Source organism: Enterococcus sp. 12C11_DIV0727, assembly GCF_002148425.2.
Classification (GTDB): Bacteria; Bacillota; Bacilli; order Lactobacillales; family Enterococcaceae; genus Enterococcus_L; species Enterococcus_L lemimoniae.
The window spans coordinates 1,151,729-1,169,878 of record NZ_CP147248.1 but is presented as its reverse complement, the minus strand read 5'-3'; the positions used below and the strand labels follow the sequence as shown (position 1 = coordinate 1,169,878).

Genomic DNA, 18,150 nt, shown 5'->3' with positions numbered 1-18,150 from the left:
CGCTTATATTTATCGTTATTGAGTTAATTCTAATAATTTACTCTTCAAATCTTCTTCCATATGTCCTAATTCAATTTCAGCTGCACGACGTTTTTCTTTACCTTCTTGCTGAATTCTTAGGGTTTCTTGAATTGTTTCAACTAAATCATTTTGTGTTTTTTGTAATGTATCAATGTCAACGATACCACGCTCATTTTCTTTAGCAGTTTCGATGGCAGAGATTTTAAGCATTTCAGAATTTTTCTTCAATAGGTCATTGGTTGTTTCAGAAACTTGGCGTTGTGCTGTAACAGCATCTTTTTGACGTAAGAGTGTTAAAGCAATGACCACTTGGTTTTTCCACAGTGGGATGGCAGTATTGATTGACGCTTGGATTTTTTCTGCCAATGCTTGGTTTGTATTTTGGATCAAACGAATTTGTGGTGCTTGTTGGATCGTGATTTGACGTGCCAAACGTAAGTCGTGTGTTCGTTTATCTAAACGATCTAAAAATTGGGTGTAGTCATTTGCAATTTGAACATCCATCTGATCGCCTGAGACTTCAGCTTTTTTCATGGCTTCGGGAATAATGGTGGTTTGTAATTCTTCCATCTTCAATTCTCCAGCAGCAATATAAATATTCAACGCATCAAAATAGTCTTTGTTTTTATTATATAATTGATCCAACATTAAGTTGTCTTTTAAAAGACCATTTTTTTCATGATCTAACTTGATTGAAATTTTATCGATTTGAGCACCGATTTTTTGGTATTTTGCAGTGATTTCAAAAACAGATTGTTTAACTTTTCCAAGCATTTTTGAAAAGAAATTTCCTTCACCAGCTTTAAGCTGATCAGGGTTTGCTTCGCTTAAACGATACATCAAATCAGTCAATGAATCACCGACAGGTCCGATATCTTGTGCTTGTACATGATTTAACATTGATTGTGAAAATTCACTTAGCTTTGTTTGTGCGGCTGATCCATACGTGATAACTGCTTGCGAATCTTGAACATCGATTTTTGAAGCAAGCTCTCTTGCTTGAGCTTGTCTATCAGCAGGTAGTTTATCAACTAAACGTTCAGCAACTTGTTGATCTTGTAATGCAGAAATTTCACTCTGTTGAGTCGTAGTCAATGAGTCAACAGGGGTTGAAAAGGGATTATTTAATAAATCATCCAGTGTATCATTCACTGGTGTTACATTTTTTGGGTCATTTTCCATTCTGAATCCTCCTAAATTTAAAAGCGTAGCGGGCTCGTTCAACTCTGACAGGAAAATAGGAAAAATCGATTGTGGTGCTTTTTGCCACAAACTATTTTTATCTTTTTCCCGAAGAGTTAGCCCGTGAAGCTAGGTAACATCTGGCAACAACGTTCTTTTCAGTCATCTTGACCTTGTACCAAGTCTTTTCGTACGGCGAGTAATCGCAGGAGCAATCAATATCAGCTCATAACGTTATTGTATTTCTTGGCATGTTTCAAAGCAAAAGTGAAACAAAACGATTATTCTTGATGATTGTTACCTTCATTATCTCTTTTTAAGCTATTTTTAGCAACAGAAATCTCAACATCTAAGTCTTCTAAATCCTCTGCTACAAACTGTTCATAGTCTTTTTTGATCAATTTAGAGACTTGATCGATGATTTGTGCACTTTCCTCTAACTTTTCATAAGTTTGTTTATTTTTGATCTCATGATCATCGATTTCCAAGTATTTGCTTGTTAAATCAACTAAGTTAGGTAGGTGAGTGTAAAGAAAGTGATTCGCTAAATGCAATTTTTTTGGTTCTTTCACTAATTCTTTAAACAATGCTTTTGAAACTCTTATTGTATCATTGCGTAAGTCGATCGCTCTTAATTTAGTAGAGGCATTCATATTCTCTTGTAGCTGAACGATTTGTTTCTTGGTAATGTTCATTGTATCACGGAAAAAATCGATTTCCTGATCGGTCATTCCTAAACTGGCATAATGCTCTTCTTTAGTTTTCGTAAGGTTAGGCAGTGGATCTTCTGTTTTTCCAGGCTTTTTCTTTGATCCGACAAAAAATAAAATCAATAGGATCAAAAGAGCCACAGCAATAACTGGTGTATGGATACCAGTGACAAGGCGCAAAATTAAACCTACTAAAAATAAACCTGCAATTATTATGAACATGTTTCTATTTCTCATTTAAATTCCCTCCAATCATTCATTCCATCGAAAGTAGTTAACCTTCGCTACATAAGTTATTTTAGCACATTCTGATATAGAAAGAATATCAGTCCAAAGGTTGATTTTGATATTTAGAGAAAATGTAAGAAATGACAAGGCAAAATCGTGTTTTTTCCTACTTTAGATGTAGAATGAACTAAATTGTTCACAAAAAAGTCAAAAGAAAAAAGAGAAAAAATTAAAAACGTGAGGTATAATGAAAGGTAACGATCTGGATAAAAGGAGAAACATTGTGAAGAAAATAAAAATCATGACACTACTGTTGGTTGGCTTGTTGGTCACAGGCTGTTCTGGACGTAAAGTTGAAGAAGAAGAAGATTTCGATGCTTATCGGGATCAAACTAGTTCTAGCGTTGAGGAATCAAGCTCATATAGTGACGATGAAGTATTCTATGAACCACGCGATAAAACAAAAACAAGCGCTACTGTTGATGAGAATAAAACAGCTACTGAAACAACCCAAGATTCATCAAAAGAGGCTAAGGGCAAGATAGAGGTAGTCAAGACTAAAAATGGTAATTTTAAAATAGAATTGACGGATGGCTGGCAAACTGTTGAGGCAAAAGAGTTAAGTGATAATGCCGATGTTAGTTTGAAAAATGCGGTGAATGAAGAATACTATATGGTATTGAGTGAAGCTAAAAAGGATTTTGCCAACTTTGATGCTTTCAAAAGTTCTGTTGATCTATCTGATTTAGGTGAGATCAAAGATGAAAAAAAAGAAGAGATTAAATACCATGAACTAAAAGGTGAACGTCGTAAGTTTACTGCGAGTAAAGATGGTGTCGAGGTTTATTATATCTATGATTTAATGGAAGGGAAAGATCATTATTTACAATGTATCAGTTGGACATTAGATAGTAAGAAAAGTGATAATGAATCTGATTTAATTAAAATCATGAACTCTCTAGCCGAATTAGAAAAATAATAAAATGATTGAAGATCAAGATCTTTAGAGAGCGATAAAACTAGATTCTTAGTTTTATTCCTCTCTATTTTTCTTAAATTGATTAAATAAACTCAAAAAATACCTCGATAGAATCTATAAAGGATTCACAAAAAGACCGATAAGTGATAAAATTTCAAAATTAGGGTATGATATATCCGTAGAAAGATTGGTGAACTGCATGATGAACTTTGAAGAGTTTGAAGAAAAGACGATTTCTAGAAAAGAAATATTTAAAGGTAAGATCATTGACGTTGTTTTAGACGAAGTCCGCTTACCAAATGGAGAAACTGGTACTCGTGAATTGGTTTTCCATCCAGGAGCGGTTGCAGTCATTCCGATTACAGCCGATCATAAAATGATCATGGTCAAACAATTTAGAAAACCGATGGAAAAAATTCTTTTAGAGATTCCTGCTGGAAAAATCGATCCTGGTGAACAACATCACCCAAAAGTAACAGCAGAACGGGAATTAGAAGAAGAAACTGGTTATCGGGCTAATAAATTTACCTTTGTAACGTCGATGTACGTTTCGCCTGGGTTCGCTGATGAACTCCTTCATATTTATTATGCAGAAGACTTAGAAAAAGTGCCTAATCCTCGTCCTCAAGATGATGATGAAGTTTTAGAATTATATACACTAACATTGGATGAAGCAAAAGCAGAAATCGCCAGTGGCTTGATTTGCGATGCAAAAACGATATTTGCTGTACAGTATTGGGAACTGCAACAATTAAAAGAGCTGCTGAAGGAGGATAAACGATGAGTAAAGGTCCGCTGGTCACTCGGACAGAATTACGGAGACGAAAAGAAGAAGAAGAAAAGGCCGCAAAACGAATATTTGAGCAGGAACAAAAAGAAGCGGATAAAGAGTACCGTAAAAAGGAAAAAGAAATCTCGAATTTCTACCGAAAAGAACACAAGAAGCAAAAAGAAATAACCAAATCACGCTCAAATGAGCAAACAAAAATTCGCGAACGCAGTAATACGCTGACCAAAGCGATTATTGTTGTGGCAATTTTGTTGGCTATTGTACTATTTATAGTATTGAATTTATAGAAAAGAGGATGTCTCTATGAAAATTGGAATTATCGGCGCTATGGATCAAGAAGTAAAAATTTTAAAAGAGAGCTTATCTGATATGCGTTCTTGGGAAAGAGCTGGTGCAGTATTCGTTTCAGGTTCTTTAGGTCGTCATGAAGTGATCGTTGTCCGTTCAGGTATTGGAAAAGTGTTATCAGCTGTGACAACAACATTATTGATTCATCAGTATGGTGTGAACATGGTGATCAACACAGGGTCTGCTGGCGGTATCGGTCAAGGCTTAGCTGTAGGCGATGTCGTGATTGCCGATAAATTAGCTTATTTTGATGTAGATGTCACAGGATTTGGCTATAAACCAGGTCAATTACCAGGTATGCCGTTATATTATGAATCAAGCGATTATTTAAAATTAGAAATGAAAAAAGCGGCTGAAAAGACAGGTATGTCGATCCGTCATGGATTGATCGTAACTGGGGATTCATTTGTGAATGACAAAGAAAAGGTCAAAGAGATCATCAACGAATTTCCTGAAGCATTAGCTTGTGAAATGGAAGGTGCAGCGATCGCTCAAGCAGCGGCACAATTCAATATTCCATTTTTAGTTGTTAGAGCAATCAGTGACACAGCTGACCATGAAGCGTCACAAACATTTGATGAATTTATTGAAGAAGCAGGAGAAAAGTCAGCTCAAATGGTGATTAATTTTGTAGAACATCTTGTTTAGTCGAGTCTATTAATTGGAGGTCTTAGAATGAAGGCATTGATTTCGATTGATTATACGAATGATTTTGTTGCGACAAAAGGCGCTTTGACCACGGGAGTTGCTGGACAAGCGATTGAAGAAGCAATCGTAACGGTGACAAAAGCGTTTACTCAAAATAAAGATTTCGTTGTTTATGCGATTGATAGGCACGACCAAAATGACCCGTATCATCCAGAAAATGCTTTGTTTCCACCTCATAATCTTGCGAATAGTTCTGGTCGAAATCTGTATGGGAAACTTGCAGAAGTCTATGAAAAAAGTTGTAAAAATGCTAATGTTTATTGGATCGATAAACGCCACTATTCAGCTTTCAGTGGAACTGATCTAGATATTCGTTTACGAGAAAGAGGCATTTCAGAAGTTCATTTAGTGGGTGTTTGTACAGATATTTGTGTATTGCACACCGCTGTGGATGCGTACAATTTAGGGTATAAAATCGTGATTCATAAACATTCGGTTGCAAGTTTTGATCCAGTAGGTCACGAATGGGCTTTGAACCATTTTAGACAAACCTTAGGTGCAGAAATAATAGAATAGCAATGTCGTTTTTTCTCCCCTTTTTCGGATTTAGAGCCCTGAAACAAAGCTGATGATAAGTTTTGTTTCAGGGCTCTTTTTTTGACGACAAAAAGTCACTATTTTTGTATTAACTAGACCAACGCGATTATAATAAAAATAAACGATGATAACTATCAATCAGAATGGACGTGATCGAATGCAGGTATTAAAAAAAGAGGTTTCCGAATTCGAACTGTTTTATGATTTGATTTTTGCTTATGCCATTAGTCGTATTGCATCAATCTTGTTTGTTGATGCAAATCAAGTGTTATCTTTCCAAAGCCTAGGTGAATTTTTAATGTTGACGCTGGTATTTTGGACAATTTGGACCTATCAAACCGTTTTTGCTAATCGCTTTTCTATCAAAAATAAGACCAGTGCATTGTTTTTATTTTTTGATATGTTCTGGGTAATGGTTTTGGCTCAATCAATCAATGTGGATTTTGAAAAGACCCATTTTACTTTTGCCGGAGCTACATCGATCTTATTTTTTAGCATTGCATTACAGTATTATTTAAAAATGAGAAGTACAGAAGATCTTGTGGTCAAAAAATTATGTTATCAGCTGGCAATTATTTTATGTGCAAGTGGGTTGATCGGTTTTATTACATTTTACCTTGGGGGACCTATGCAATTCGCTTTACCGTATATGCTTTTTCAATTTTTATTACAGCCTTTTTCCCAATTGTAATGAAAAAAGCGTTAGAAGATTTTCCCACGAATTTTAGTCATTTGACGGAACGTTATAGTTTATTTACGTTATTATTATTTGGTGAAGCAGTGATTGCTGTAGCGAGTACGTTTGCCTTTAATAAGATAAGCATTGGTAGTGTTTTGTTCTTTCTGTTAGTTGTGGTGATGTTTCTCTTTTATAATGCTGTATACAAATCAGGGATTGACCGGAAAAAGTCGACAGCTGGCTTAGTATTGATCCATTCTCATTATTTTGTTTTTGTTGGTTTGGGGCTGTCGATCGTTTTATATGAAAATTATGTAAATGGCGAAATTCAACCGCTATTCTTTATTTTATGTTTGGCAGCAAGTTTGGTATGTTTCTTAGGTGGAAGCATTGTGAATATGGTTGTTTATAGTAAACGAGAGCATAACTATCTTCCGTTTAATAGTAAAAGTGTCTTGTATTTTGTAGCTTGGATCGTGGCAAGTTTACTACTACAAGATTTTATGGTACCATTTTTATTTGTTAATATTGTATTTCTGCTATTCTTACTTTATAAAGTTAAACAAGAGCTTAGATAGATGCGCTATAAAATCCTCCGTTGAATGAATGACGGAGGGTTTTTTAACGTCGCTTTTCCATCCGAATATAGCCGTTCTCATCTTCAATGCCTTCAGCATGTTTTAGCTGATACCCTAAATGTAGATAAAATTCTTTGGCAGTTCTAGATGCAGGAACTTCGATGCGATGCGCTCTAAGATAAAATTCATCTTGTTCAAGGTACTTCATAATAGCTGAACCAATCCCTTGTCCATGGAATTCTAGTTGAACAAACAGACTCAAAATAATACTTTCCGTTTGACTATTCCAAAATGGACAAATCGTTCCTGTACCGACTAGAGTACCATTTATTTCAGCTACATAAGTATGACCAAATATTGCTTGAGTAGAAATTTTTTCTGGCGTGTATTCAGCAGCTAATTTGTGCATCTGGACAAGTGGATAGTCGTTGCTGTTTATTTCTAAGAAGTTTCTTTTTAAGAGTAGGGCAATTTTAGTCGCATCATTATTGTTGAATGGTCGAATGATTAAGGCCATTTTTTTACTCCTTTCTCTATTAAATAAGCAATTTTATGCTTTCTTGTTAATTTTTTAAAAGCATATTCTGCTTTAGTCGCATCACTACGGCTAGTGAATTTTTCGACATGGATCATTTTAGCAGGTAAGCGGGAGGAAAGTCGTGTGTATTTTGCCCCTGTACCACTATTATGTTCTTGCAATCGTCGCGCGGGATCAGTTGTGTAGCCACCATAAAAAGTATCATCTTTGCAGTGCAGTACATAAAAATAATGATCAGTTTCCATACAACATCGCCTTCATTTCTGGTGAGTAGTTATTTTGTTCATCATACGTGAACAAGGGTGGTAAAACCCGAAAGCCGTCTTTTTTCCCTTGTTTGATTCCTTCAATCAATAAGGTATTTGCTTCTTTACCGACTTTAGGATAGACAAAACGAACTCGTTTGGGTGCAATATGGGCAGATTCCATTGCGTGTAAAATGTCTAAAAAGCGATCAGGACGATGAACCATTGCTAAACGGCCATTTGTTTTTAGCAGTTTTGCAGAGACTTCAACGACTTCGGTTAATGTAGTATGAATCTCATGACGAGCGATTGCTAAATGAGGATTCGGATTTTTTTGACTAATAGGCAGCTCTTTGAAATATGGTGGATTACACAAAACTAAATCAACTGAGTCTGGTTTAATTAAGGTAGTTGCTTGTTTTAAATCCAGTTCAACCATCGACAGTTGCTCTTCCAATTGATTTAGTTGAATACTTCTTTGACCCATATCCGCTAGACGCTCTTGCAACTCGATTTGCGTAATTTTTGCATTGGTTTTGCGACTAGCAAATAAACCAACGGCTCCATTTCCAGCACAGAGATCTACAATATTGCCATTTTTAGGATATGCTGGGAAATTTGCTAGTAAGACAGCATCAATGGAAAAAGAGAAAACTTCTTTGCTTTGAATGATTTGAATATCATCTGCAAATAGTTGATCGATTCGTTCGCCTGGTAATAACATGTATGATTCATTCCTTTAATTTTTCTTGTGTTAAATTTGCTTAACTATATAATATTTTGTGGTTCCAACAAAAGGCGTATCAGCTAGTTGTCCAAAAACGTGATAGCCCTGTTTTTCATAGAATGTTTTTGCTTGATAATCTTGAGTATTGATTGTGATAAGCGCTGCGCCTTCTTGTTTAGCAAAAGTTTCGGCTTTTTTTAGTAACTGTGTACCATAGCCTTGATGACGGTATGATTTGCTGAGTGCTAGTAGTGAGATATGGGTAGCATTCATCCATTTATTCGCTGTAATGCCACCGATATATTGATTACCATCATAAAGTGCTAGGGAAAATACTCTATTTTCTTCGACAGGAACTTTTTTGACTTCTACTTGATTTTCAGAAAGTAAATCAAACAGGCAAGCTTCGTTTTCCGTAATAGCGAGTGGTTTAAATTCGATCATAGGTGGCACCTCCAGTTTTTCATAACACTCTTTAATGGAACATAAGATATCCTTATATTATACTACGATTAAGATACAGAAGAAACCTATGAAAAAGACTTGTCAAAAGCAACAGTTTTCGGCATACTTATAGCTAGTGAAAAGAAAGGAAGAAGACTATGTTTTTTACGTTTATGCGTGGCGTTGTCCGGGTTGTTTTATTGATTATCAACGGCAATGCACACTATGAAAAGAAAGACCGTATTCCTCAAAATGAAAATTTTATTTTAGTTGCTCCTCATAGAACATGGTGGGAGCCGTTATATTTAGCGGTTGGCGGATCACCAAAAAAGTTTAGTTTTATGGCGAAAAAAGAATTATTTAAGAATCCATTTTTAAGTTTTATTTTAAAACATGCGAATGCTTTCCCAGTAGATCGGGAAAAACCAGGTCCAAGTGCCATCAAAACACCTGTGAAAAGCTTAAAAAATACTGATTTAAGTTTAGTGATGTTTCCAAGTGGAACACGTCATTCGTCTGAGTTAAAAGGCGGCGTTGCCTTGATTGCCAAAATGGCGAAGGTGCCAATTGTTCCTGCAGTATATCAAGGACCATTAAAATTGAAAGATTTATTTAAACGTCGTCGTGTGACCGTTCGTTTTGGTGAGCCGATCGATGTAAGTGATATTGCTAAGATGGATAAAGAGGGGATTGCAGAAGTTGAACGTAGAATGCAGGCTTCTTTTGATACTCTAGACAAAGAAATCGATCCTGATTTTAAATACGAAGTACAAGAATAGAACATAACGAATCAAAACAAGCATAGTTTTGGTTCGTTTTTTTGATTAGCTCGATCGTTAATCAAGTTTCAAATTAATCATATCTAGACCCGTTAAGACCTAATTTTTTTACAGTAATTAAAATAGGATACATTTGAACAATAAATTTCTCCATAAATTTGGTATAATAGTAAGAAGGACTTTTTTAGGTGGTGGGAAAATGCGTTTTTTACATACAGCAGATTGGCATATTGGTAAAAAATTACATGGCTATGATTTATTAGAAGAGCAGACCGATGCATTCAAGCAAATTTTAATGATTGCTAAAAAGGAAAAAGTGGAGGCAATCGTTGTTGCGGGCGATTTGTATGATCGTTCAGTTCCTTCAGTAGAAGCAATCGAGGTCTTTAATCGGATGATCGTAGAAATGAACTTGCAGGAAAAATTTCCTGTGTTGGCAATTTCTGGAAATCATGATAGTAGTACTCGTTTAGAGACGGGAGGACCATGGTTTATTCAATCGGATTTTCACTTGAATACGCGTCTAGACCAAGCGTTTCAGCCAGTGGAACTGGCGAATACACAATTTTTCTTATTGCCATATTTTGAACCAATTTCAGCTCGTTTGTACTTTGATAATGAAGAGATTCGGACGATTGAACAAGCAATGAAGGAAGTCATTGCAGCAATGGAAAAACAATTCAAGCCTAATATGGCCCATGTTCTAGTTAGTCATTTTTTTGTCGCTGGCAGTGAAAAGTCTGACTCAGAAACCAAACTGATGGTTGGTGGTTTAGATACAGTCCCATTGTCATTATTAGAATCATTTGATTATGTCGCATTAGGCCATTTGCATGGGAAAAATGCGTTGCAAGCTGAAAATGCTCGTTATAGTGGATCCCCACTAAAATTTTCTTTGTCAGAAATGAACCAGAAAAAAGGGGTTTGGATCGTTGATACTCAAGTAAATGAAACAACATTTGAGTTTCAAGAGATTGCACCACTGAGAGATGTGTTGCAAATAGAAGGTAGTTTTAAAGAGCTGACGACACCAGAAATTTATGAAGCGATCAATCGTGAAAATTATTTACATATTCAATTAACAGATCGAGCTGTGATTCCAAATATGATGAATCAGCTACGGCAAATTTATCCGCGAGTGATCGGTGTTGAGCGTCTATTTGGAAGAGAAGAGCAACAAAAAAGCAATCAAGCCAAAAAAGAGATCAAAACCTTGGCGCCAACAGAGTTAGTTGACCAATTCTTTTCAGAAGTAACGGGAGAGGAATTGACGGCACAACAACACGTATGGATCAAAGAAAATCTAGCAGATATTCATCAAGCAGAAAGAGGGAAATAAGTTGAAACCATCAGCACTAACATTGAAAAACTTTGGACCTTATATTGATGAAACAATCGATTTTACTAAATTTGAAGATTCATCTTTATTTTTAATCAGTGGAAAAACAGGTTCTGGTAAAACTACGATCTTTGATGGAATGAGCTATGCTTTATTTGGCGAAAGCTCAGGGAAATTACGGCAAGGAAAAGAAATGCGTTCAACGTTTGCTGATCCATCGGAGCCGACAGAAGTGCATTTGGCTTTTTCTCATGGAGATTATTTTTATGATATCACGAGAAAGCCAGAACAAGAGCTATATAAAAAACGTGGTGACGGTACTAGGACTCAAAGTGCAAAGATTTCATTGATCGTTAAAGATCATGCTGGCAAAGAGCTGAGAGAGTATACGAAAAGACGAGAAGTTGATAATTTTATCCAAGAGCTTCTACATTTAGATGCGACTCAATTTGCGCAGATCGTTCTTTTACCACAAGGAGAATTCCGCACCTTTTTGATTGCCAATAGTAATGATAAAGAAAAAGTTTTGCGTAACTTGTTTGGCACGCAATTGTATCAGACCTTAAATGAACAGCTAAAGCTACAACTGAAGGCAGTTAATAAAGACATTGAGGGAACACAGCAGACGATCCAAGCAAAATTGGATCAATTATATTGGCAAGAGCCATTGTCGGAAGAATTGACGGTAGAGCAACAATTAACCGCATTAGCTCAGCAACAAGCGACACTAACCAAGCTACAGGAAACTGAAAAAGCTGCGTTATCCAGTTTGCAAAAACAAAAACAGCAAAAAGAACAAGAAAAGTTTGCTTTAGAAGAACTAGCTAATGAATTTACAAAGCAAAGCCAACTAAAAAAACAAAAAAAAGAGCTGGATCAAGCGGCCATTATGATCGAAAAGCTACGTTCAGAAGAGCAACAACTTCAATGGGTGCAAAAGCATCAAAGCATGATTGAAAAAATCGATGAAAAAGCCAAGCTGATTTCAAACTATGATCAAGAGCTGAAAACGAATCAGATCGAGCAAGCAACACAGTTGCAATTGATCCGGCAATGGGAACAAAGACAAGAAGAAAATCTTAATCAAGCTACTGAAATGAATGCTTTAAAAGAACAAGTAACCAAGCTGAAATTCCAACTTCCTTTATATGAAGAAAAGGAAAAAGTAGCAAGTAATATTGAAAAAGTTCGTTCTGAGTTAGACATATTAGCAACTCAGCTTACAGCAATCAAGAAAATCCAAGAGAGCGCTGAGCAAACCTATCAAAAGGAACTTGCAGTTATCGAAGGAAAAGCACAAATTGAAAAAAATCAATTGGAACTGGAGCGACAACAGGATCAGTGGTTGATTTTTTTGGAGAGTTGGGAAAAACAGCAACAACTTGAAGCAAAAACGAGCACCACTATAGAGCAATTAACCGCAAAGGAAGCAGAACTAAAAGAAGCGGTGCTTGAAAAAGAGGCGATCTACCATCAAGTTGCGCAACAAAAAAGTCAGTGGGCTAAGATGCAAATTAGCCGTTTAAGTTTATTTTTAGTAGATGGAGAGCCTTGCCCAGTCTGTGGCTCCATGGAACATCCAAGTCAAAAAGAACATCAAGAGTTTACATTAGAGGAAATTCAATCGATTGAACATCAACTCGATGTAATTGAACAGACTGCTCAAAAACAAGCAGCGACTGTTGCTAAATTAGAAACTCAAGCGACTCAACTGAAGCTTGCTGAACAAGAATTACAAAAGGAATTAACTCAACAAAAGAGCAAGGTTAGTTCATTATTTGAACAACTACAAGAAAAACAAGTCATTACGTTACAGGCACCGTTAAATTCAGAAGAAATCGACCAAGTGACCACTGATTTAAACAGTAGAGCTGACCAACTCAAATTTGAATTAGAACAAATCAAAACTGCTGAAGCTAGCATTATTGAGATAGAAAAAACAGTTAAAGAGCAAGAACAAAAAGTTCATGAACAAGAAAAAATCGTTATTGAAAAACAGCAAGAGCAAGCAACCAATCAAACAAAACTAAAAACAATCTCAGAACAATTGAACGATGAAACACTTTCCTTAGCTGAAATAACAGAAAAACAAGAGCAACTTGAACAACAAGTTGCACAGTGGGAACAACAAAAACAAGAAATTGAAGCTCAACTAGCAAACGCAAAAGAGCGTCGATTATTACTAAAATATAGTGAAGAACACCTAGAAAAAGAGCAAGCGACAAACCTAGCTGAAAAAATATCATTAGAGCAACAGTTGACTAAAGCGTTAAAAGAGTCAAGCTTTGATTTAGACGAGAAAGTTGTACGAGTTTTATTGAGAGAAGTCCCTAAATTAGAAGCTATCAAAGAAGAACTAACTGCATTTGATAAAAAAAAGGATCAGCTGACATTTCAATTGATAGAACTAGAAAATAAATTGGCAAATAAAGCGAAACCAGAGCTAACAAGTTTGCTAGAGGAAATTGAAGCATTAACAATCTCGCTTCAAACGAAAGAAGCTAATTATTATCAACAACAAGAAAAAATCCAAGCAAACGAAAAAATTCAAAAACAAGTTAAAGAATTGATCGTTTCAATCGAACAGCAATGGGAATCAGTGACAGCTTTGCATCAATTGGCAACCACTGTCAATGGGGATAATCCCAGAAAAACTAGTCTTGAAAGATACGTGCTACAGACCTATTTGGAAGAAGTTTTAAAAGTTGCAAATCAGCGTTTAGGCTTATTGACGAAAAATCGTTATCAATTTGAATTGAATCAGGATTCTGGGAGTTTTAAAAATCAAACGGGGCTTGAAATCAATGTGTATGACGATAATGCAGGGAATGCACGTAGCGCTCATACTTTGTCAGGTGGGGAAAGCTTTATTGCAGCCCTAGCATTAGCCTTATCTCTTGCAGAAGTAATTCAAGAGCAAGCTGGTGGTGTTTTAATCGAAGCGCTCTTCATTGATGAAGGGTTTGGCTCTTTAGATGAAGAAGCCTTGGAAATGGCGATGGAGGCATTGGAAACAATCGAAAACGAAGGAAGAATGATCGGTATTATTAGTCATGTAAGTGAATTAAAAGCGAGAATTCCACAACAGTTACAAATCAGAACAAATGGAAACGGTCAAAGTCAAGTGACCTATCAAACGGCTTAAACAGCCTAGGAGGTGAGAACATGAAGTGGAGTATTCCAGAGCGAATTGTTGAACGAGGTCGAGAATATATGAAAGAAGGCAGAGTCCTGTCAGTTGTTCAAGACTCTGAACGTAAAATATGGCATGCAGAAGTCTTAGGCAATGAACTATATCGAGTGCAATTAGACGGTACAGCCAAAGAAAATGATATTTGTGAATGTCCTTATTGGAAAGATCATGGTTATTGCAAACATACAGTTGCCGTCGAATTATATTTACGTCAAAAAGGAACTGCTCGAATCATAAAGGCAGATCAACCTGTTACATTTGAAAAACGGACTTTATCAATCTCAGAAATGTTTACGAAAGGTTTCGCTAAACTAAATCAGTTAGAGGAAAAAACGACTATTACACCGTTGACTGTTGAGTATATCGTTGATGTAATTGAAACGAATAGTTATTATCCTGAATTGGCCGTTTTAGGGATTTCATTACGACTTGGTTACCAAGGCGTTAAACCGAAAACCTATATCATTAAAAATATCGGTGAATTTTTCCAAACTTTTCAAAAAGAAGGCACTTTTTTGATCAATAAACAACATCATTTTGATTTAAAGAAAGAAGCTTTTCCAATTGAAAATCAGGAGTTGTTAGAGCAATTAGCAGCGATTTATCAAACAAGTCAATTATTAGGTGCCAATGGACTTCAAGTTAAAGGGAAGATCGATAAGCGATATCTCGTTTTACCAATCGATCAAGGTCAAACACTACTTGAAAAAATGAGTAAAACCCCTCATTTTCAATTAAATGATGAAGGTAAAAAATATCGACATTTGTCCTTTGTAAAAGGAGCTTTACCGATTTACTTTAGTCTGAATAAGCTAGAAGATAACCATTATCGACTAACGATCGATGACCAGTTGACTACCTTTTTAGCCCATTATCAATGGGGCTTTAGTCAAGAGCAAGTTTTTATTTTTACGCAAGAGCAAGAAGCAATTTATACGACATTACTGCAATTATTAAAGCGTGTGGAAAAACCAGAGATTCTTTATGAAAAAAATGAATTATCTGATTTATTTGGTTCAGTCATTCCTTTGCTGAAGAAAATTGGAACAGTTTCTGTTAGTGATGTGGTGGCAGAAGAAGTGGTTTATCATCCTTTAGAAACGATTTTCATTTTCCGTAAAATCAAAGGAATGATCAAAGTACGTGTAGATTTTACCTATGGAGCAGTCGTCTTTTCAACTGATAAAGAACATTCAGTTGCATCAGATGATAATCAGGAGGTCGTGCGCGACAGTAAGAAAGAACAAGAAATTTTAGAGCAATTAGCAGCTTTTAGTTATCAAAAAACAGTAGATGGCTATGAAAAAGCATTACCAGCTGGTGAACGATTATACTACTTTTTCAAAGCAGAAGTACCGACTTTTCGACGTTTGGGAGAAGTTCGAATGGGCAAAAAACTACGAGAACTGTATTTAGATGCCGCCCATCATCAACCATTGATTGAAGTGTCTGATTCAGATTCTTGGCTAGATGTTCGTTTTGATGTCACAGGTATCGCTGAACAAGAAATCGATGCGGTACTGGCTAGCTTATTACGTAATGATCGTTTTTATACGTTGGAAACCGGAGAAGTCTTATCATTAGATTCGGAAGAATTTCAACAAACTAGTGAAGTCTTAACCATGTTGAGGCAGAATATGAAAAACGTTCAAGGAACGATCCAAGTACCACGAAACCAAGGACTGATGATCGAAAATATGTTGGAAAACAATAGTCGTGCGCATTTTTCAGATTCTTTTAAAGAAATGGTTTCAAATTTGACTCATCCCGAAGAGTTTGCAGCAACATTGCCTGAAAATATTCAAGCGACGCTTAGAACTTATCAAATAGATGGATTCAAATGGTTAAAAATGCTTAGCTATTATCAATTTGGCGGTATTTTAGCGGATGAAATGGGGCTGGGGAAGACTTTACAAACGATCACCTATCTATTGTCTGAAAAAGAGGAACAAAAACAAAAAGGGGCCGCGCTGATTGTGGCACCTGCTAGTTTGATTTATAACTGGGCAGCGGAAATCAAAAAATTTGCGCCAGAATTACAAGCCGAAGTTGTTGCTGGAAATAAATCAGAACGTGAGCGGCTAGCCAACCAAACGGACTTAGACATTGTGATCACTTCGTACGCTAGTTTAAGACAAGATATCGAGATGTATCAAGCTTTAAATTTGGGTTACTTGATTTTAGATGAAGCTCAAATGGTAAAAAACAGTGCGACAAAAACAGCACAAGCACTAAAAAGCTTGACGGTTCCTCAACGCTTTGCCTTAAGTGGGACACCAATCGAAAATAATATCGATGAATTATGGTCGATTTTCCAAATGATCTTGCCAGGATTATTTCCATCTAAAACCTTGTTTAGATCGATGAAACCAGAAGAAATCGCCAAAATGATCCAACCGTTTATTTTAAGAAGAGATAAGAAAACGGTACTGGCCGACTTGCCTGATAAGATTGAAAGTAATTTGTACAGTGTTCTGACAGAAGAACAAAAGACAGTTTACCTGGCTTATCTGAAACAAATGCAAGAAGATGTCAGTCAAATGGACCAAGATTCCTTCAAGAAAAATCGTTTGAGTATTTTAGCTGGTTTGACTCGTCTGCGCCAAATTTGTTGTGATCCTAGTTTATTCATTGATGATTATACAGGTGGCTCTGGAAAACTAGAGCAAGTTAAAGACTTACTAGTAGCGGCTAAAGAAAATAATCGACGAGTATTACTTTTTTCACAGTTTACAAGTATGTTGTCGATTATCGAAGAAGAATTAACTGAAATAGGTTTAACGACCTTTTATCTACGAGGCAGTACAAAACCAAAAGAACGGATGGCAATGGCGGACGCATTCAATGCAGGTGAAAAAGATGTCTTCTTGATTTCATTGAAAGCTGGGGGCACAGGATTAAACTTAACGGGTGCTGATACCGTGATTCTTTACGATTTATGGTGGAATCCAGCAGTAGAAGAACAAGCGGCTGGACGCGCCCATCGAATCGGGCAAAAGAATGTTGTTGAAGTCTGGCGCATGATTGCTGAAGGAACTGTTGAAGAAAAAATGGATTCCTTACAACAAGAAAAGCGTGAGCTATTCCAAAAAGTAATTCAAGGAAATGAGGAGCAATTAGCCAAAATGACGGAAGACGATATTCGAACGATTTTGAGTATTGGTGAATAAAAAGAGCTTGGAGCATACCACTGGTATGCTCCAAGCTCTTTTAGATTTATTATGAGAATAATGATTGGATCGTTGGGAAAAGGTCTTCAAATGAAGTGACTTCTTTCAGATGATGTGCTTTTTCACCAACAGGCATTTCTCGTAAGCGGTGGTTGAACCATAAAGATTTCCAACCGCCGTTGGTTGCACCGGCAATATCGTTTTCAAAACTATCACCAACATATAATGTATGAGCGCATTCCATGTTAAATTCTTTAGCAGCAAGGTCGAAAATTTCTCTCTCTGGTTTTTGGAAACCAGTGCTTTGGGAAATAATGATATTATCAGTAGGAACCCAATTTTCCAATTGAAGCTGCTTCACTTTTTTGAATTGATGATCTGTTGGACCATTTGTGATGATCCCCATCGGAATGTTGTTTTCCTTTAAGAAATCGAACACTTTTTTTACTTCTGGATGCATCACGATATTATCCAGCTCTTCTTCATATGTTTTTTGAAAAATCAGCCCGTTATCTTGTGAAACACTTGGATAATTTAGGTCTTTTAATGACTCGTTAATTCGATAAAAGCGCATAAACTCTAGTGTCCAGTCATCAGACATGACTTTGGGAAAGGTTTCATCACTATGAAAGCGAAAGCGAATATATAACGCATGCATGTCCTCAGGTTTTACATCTGGAAATACTGAGTTTATTGCATTTCTAAATGGTTGTTGCTGGTCATAAATCGTATCATCTACATCAAAAACAATGGTTTTCATTAAAAAAATTGCACCCCTTATTAATTTTCACGAAAAATTTCTGAATCCTTTTTCATTGTAGCGAAGTTCTTCACAAAAGAACAGAAAGAAATTTTTAATATAGATTAGAATGCTGTCAGGAAGGGGCTATTAAAAAGTATGTTTGGGTAAATAAACTCATAAAAAAAATATACGCTAAAAAATTCACTTTCATGA

18 protein-coding genes are annotated in these 18,150 nt (G+C 36.1%); 11 read left to right on the top strand and 7 right to left on the bottom strand.

The window, feature by feature from the left end:
- Positions 1–15: 15 nt before the first annotated feature.
- Together A5866_RS05630 and A5866_RS05625 are read right to left on the bottom strand one after the other, a co-directional pair.
- Positions 16–1,203, bottom strand: coding sequence for a toxic anion resistance protein (locus A5866_RS05630; RefSeq protein ID WP_086444112.1), 1,188 nt, complete (start codon positions 1,201–1,203; stop codon positions 16–18).
- A 281-nt stretch (positions 1,204–1,484) separates the two neighbouring features.
- Positions 1,485–2,150: a 5-bromo-4-chloroindolyl phosphate hydrolysis family protein gene (locus tag A5866_RS05625; protein WP_176332548.1), complete on the bottom strand. Its 666-nt coding sequence runs from the start codon at positions 2,148–2,150 to the stop codon at positions 1,485–1,487.
- Positions 2,151–2,424: 274 nt separating this feature from the next.
- Here A5866_RS05625 and A5866_RS05620 point away from each other — a divergent pair, with 274 nt between their 5' ends.
- From A5866_RS05620 to A5866_RS05590, 7 genes are all read left to right on the top strand, one after another.
- The gene (locus tag A5866_RS05620) at positions 2,425–3,120 is read left to right on the top strand and encodes a hypothetical protein (RefSeq protein WP_086444113.1); all 696 of its coding nucleotides are present in this window, start codon (positions 2,425–2,427) and stop codon (positions 3,118–3,120) included.
- A gap of 199 nt (positions 3,121–3,319) precedes the next feature.
- Positions 3,320–3,904, top strand: coding sequence for an NUDIX hydrolase (locus tag A5866_RS05615; RefSeq protein WP_086444114.1), 585 nt, complete (start codon positions 3,320–3,322; stop codon positions 3,902–3,904).
- Positions 3,901–4,197 carry a cell wall synthase accessory phosphoprotein MacP gene (macP, locus tag A5866_RS05610; protein WP_086444115.1) on the top strand — a complete coding sequence of 99 codons (297 nt, stop codon included), beginning with the start codon at positions 3,901–3,903 and terminating at the stop codon, positions 4,195–4,197. Before A5866_RS05615 ends, macP begins: the two co-directional genes overlap by 4 nt.
- Positions 4,198–4,213: 16 nt before the next feature.
- Positions 4,214–4,906 (top strand): 5'-methylthioadenosine/adenosylhomocysteine nucleosidase, encoded by a 693-nt coding sequence (locus tag A5866_RS05605; protein WP_086444116.1) that lies wholly within the window; start codon positions 4,214–4,216, stop codon positions 4,904–4,906.
- Positions 4,907–4,933: 27 nt separating this feature from the next.
- Positions 4,934–5,482: a cysteine hydrolase family protein gene (locus tag A5866_RS05600; protein WP_086444117.1), complete on the top strand. Its 549-nt coding sequence runs from the start codon at positions 4,934–4,936 to the stop codon at positions 5,480–5,482.
- Between the two features lie 178 nt (positions 5,483–5,660).
- The gene (locus A5866_RS05595; protein WP_254907534.1) at positions 5,661–6,194 is read left to right on the top strand and encodes a low temperature requirement protein A; all 534 of its coding nucleotides are present in this window, start codon (positions 5,661–5,663) and stop codon (positions 6,192–6,194) included.
- Positions 6,083–6,760, top strand: a complete 678-nt coding sequence (locus A5866_RS05590; RefSeq protein WP_254907535.1) for a low temperature requirement protein A — start codon at positions 6,083–6,085, stop codon at positions 6,758–6,760. The genes A5866_RS05595 and A5866_RS05590 overlap by 112 nt, the downstream gene beginning before the upstream one ends.
- 43 nt (positions 6,761–6,803) lie before the next feature.
- Here the strand turns inward: A5866_RS05590 and A5866_RS05585 are convergent, their stop codons facing one another.
- The 4 genes from A5866_RS05585 to A5866_RS05570 are packed head-to-tail and all read right to left on the bottom strand — an operon-like array spanning position 6,804 to position 8,714.
- Positions 6,804–7,277 carry a GNAT family N-acetyltransferase gene (locus tag A5866_RS05585; RefSeq protein ID WP_086444118.1) on the bottom strand — a complete coding sequence of 158 codons (474 nt, stop codon included), beginning with the start codon at positions 7,275–7,277 and terminating at the stop codon, positions 6,804–6,806.
- Positions 7,268–7,543 carry a GIY-YIG nuclease family protein gene (locus A5866_RS05580; protein ID WP_086444119.1) on the bottom strand — a complete coding sequence of 92 codons (276 nt, stop codon included), beginning with the start codon at positions 7,541–7,543 and terminating at the stop codon, positions 7,268–7,270. The genes A5866_RS05585 and A5866_RS05580 overlap by 10 nt, the downstream gene beginning before the upstream one ends.
- Positions 7,533–8,267: a tRNA1(Val) (adenine(37)-N6)-methyltransferase gene (locus A5866_RS05575; RefSeq protein WP_086444120.1), complete on the bottom strand. Its 735-nt coding sequence runs from the start codon at positions 8,265–8,267 to the stop codon at positions 7,533–7,535. Before A5866_RS05575 ends, A5866_RS05580 begins: the two co-directional genes overlap by 11 nt.
- Positions 8,268–8,297: 30 nt before the next feature.
- Positions 8,298–8,714 carry a GNAT family N-acetyltransferase gene (locus tag A5866_RS05570; protein WP_086444121.1) on the bottom strand — a complete coding sequence of 139 codons (417 nt, stop codon included), beginning with the start codon at positions 8,712–8,714 and terminating at the stop codon, positions 8,298–8,300.
- A gap of 158 nt (positions 8,715–8,872) precedes the next feature.
- Here A5866_RS05570 and A5866_RS05565 point away from each other — a divergent pair, with 158 nt between their 5' ends.
- From A5866_RS05565 to A5866_RS05550, 4 genes are all read left to right on the top strand, one after another.
- Complete coding sequence (locus A5866_RS05565; RefSeq protein WP_086278928.1) at positions 8,873–9,493, top strand: lysophospholipid acyltransferase family protein; 621 nt, start codon at positions 8,873–8,875, stop codon at positions 9,491–9,493.
- A 199-nt stretch (positions 9,494–9,692) separates the two neighbouring features.
- Entirely contained in the window at positions 9,693–10,832 is a 1,140-nt protein-coding gene (locus A5866_RS05560) for an exonuclease SbcCD subunit D (RefSeq protein ID WP_086444122.1), read from the top strand.
- Between the two features lies 1 nt (position 10,833).
- On the top strand, positions 10,834–13,977 hold the full coding sequence (locus tag A5866_RS05555) for an AAA family ATPase (RefSeq protein WP_086444123.1): 3,144 nt from the start codon (positions 10,834–10,836) through the stop codon (positions 13,975–13,977).
- 20 nt (positions 13,978–13,997) lie between these two features.
- A complete protein-coding gene (locus A5866_RS05550; RefSeq protein ID WP_086444124.1) occupies positions 13,998–17,195 on the top strand; it encodes a DEAD/DEAH box helicase in 3,198 nt (1,065 codons plus the stop codon).
- A gap of 49 nt (positions 17,196–17,244) precedes the next feature.
- On the opposite strand, the gene A5866_RS05545 is transcribed toward A5866_RS05550, so the two are convergent.
- Entirely contained in the window at positions 17,245–17,955 is a 711-nt protein-coding gene (locus tag A5866_RS05545; protein ID WP_086444125.1) for an HAD family hydrolase, read from the bottom strand.
- Positions 17,956–18,150 lie beyond the last annotated feature (195 nt).